Annotated in this window: 2 protein-coding genes; both read left to right on the top strand. The window is 66.8% G+C overall.

Features of this window, described 5'->3' with window-relative positions:
• Positions 1-145 (top strand): integrase core domain-containing protein (locus ACFSHS_RS19025; protein WP_376879514.1); only part of this gene is annotated, 145 nt, incomplete at its 5' end.
• Positions 146-343: 198 nt separating this feature from the next.
• Entirely contained in the window at positions 344-1,063 is a 720-nt protein-coding gene (locus ACFSHS_RS19020; protein WP_376879511.1) for a hypothetical protein, read from the top strand.
• Positions 1,064-1,321 lie beyond the last annotated feature (258 nt).

The raw sequence follows: 1,321 nt of genomic DNA, 5'->3' as shown, positions 1-1,321 counted from the left end.
CCGCCGGATGTTCCTCAGCGAATCAGCCCGCCGCAGAGCCCTGCCGAGCTGGCTTCACGAGTACAACCATCACCGGCCCCACACCGCGATCGGCAACCGCCCGCCCATCACCCGCTTGACCAACCTGTCCGGGCAGTACAATTAGCCGAGGACGTTCGTCGTTGCACGTTGTGGTCCTCGCGGTCGTCGTAGGCGCTGGCCAGAGCGCGGAGAGCGGCGGCGCTTCCTGCCTCGTCATTTCACACTCTCCGGACCGTGACAGGAGCGCCTACATGGCCCGTCACGGCGCGCCAGAGCATGAGGACGTTCTCGTGGCAGTCGCGACGCGCCGTAGCGTGCTGACATGGCCGAGACCGAGACACCGGAGCCGGGCGATCGGAGTCTTCTGCGGCGGATCGCCGATGTCGCGCCGGCCGTCGCCGCCTCAACCATCACAGGGGGTGCCGACCTCGCGCTCTTCGGCTCGCCAAGCGTTGGGGCGATGACTCCTCTCGCGGAGGTAGTCGTTGAAAAGGTCGTCGAGGCGCGACTGAAGCGCCAGCAGCGGATGCTCGAGCAGGCTGCAGAGCAGGTTGGCGGCGTCGACCGATTCGCAAAGCTCGCGACGGCCGATGACGGGCGGCTCGAGTTGACTGCCCGGTCGATCGAGGCCGCGAGACGCACTACCCGCGAGGAGAAGATTCGAGCCCTCGCGCGAGTTCTCGCGAACGGCGTTGACGGGCACGCCTCGATCGACTACTCGCAGATCCTCGCCGGCGCGATCGACTCGATCGAGGGTCCGCACATCCAGGTGCTCGCCATGGTTCGCGATCACGCCAACACCCAGGGTGGAGACTTTCCGCCGCCGGATCGCGCGATGTCCATGACCTTGGAGACCGGGATCATCGCCGCCCGAATGAAAAGCGACATGGCCGTGGTCGGGTCCGTTCTTCAAGCGCTATCGAGACAGAACCTGATCGAGCCTGTCCAAGGCGGCCTGACCTACGAGCAGTGGGGCGGGGCAGACCGGTGGGCGATCACCCAGCTCGGTCGGCAGTGTCTGACGCTGCTTGAGGCCGCCTGACCACTCGCTCCGTGCGATCTGCAGGCCAGCCTGTGCGCCCGCGGGATGCGTCGACTCTCGTAGCACGGCAGGACCAGTCGACCCAACCGGTAAGCCCAGATGCCGCCCTAGCGACGTTCTCCACCTTGACGCGACCTCGGCTGCAGCTCCGCACCGCCGACGCGTCACCGGAGACCAACAAGATCACGAGCCGACACAGACCCGTGAATAGGTGAGTTGCAGGCGCGCGTCAGCGCGGGGCGGGCGAAGCCCGTCCTC

It is taken from the genome of Blastococcus deserti (genome assembly GCF_042682525.1).
In the GTDB taxonomy this organism is placed as follows: Bacteria; Actinomycetota; Actinomycetes; order Mycobacteriales; family Geodermatophilaceae; genus Blastococcus_B; species Blastococcus_B deserti.
This window is presented reverse-complemented; position numbering and strand designations above follow the sequence as displayed.

Bases quoted from the DNA above. Each gene is read 5' to 3' on its own strand.
- ACFSHS_RS19020 (WP_376879511.1), top strand. From the start codon at position 344: ATGGCCGAGACCGAGACACCGGAGCCGGGCGATCGGAGTCTTCTGCGG.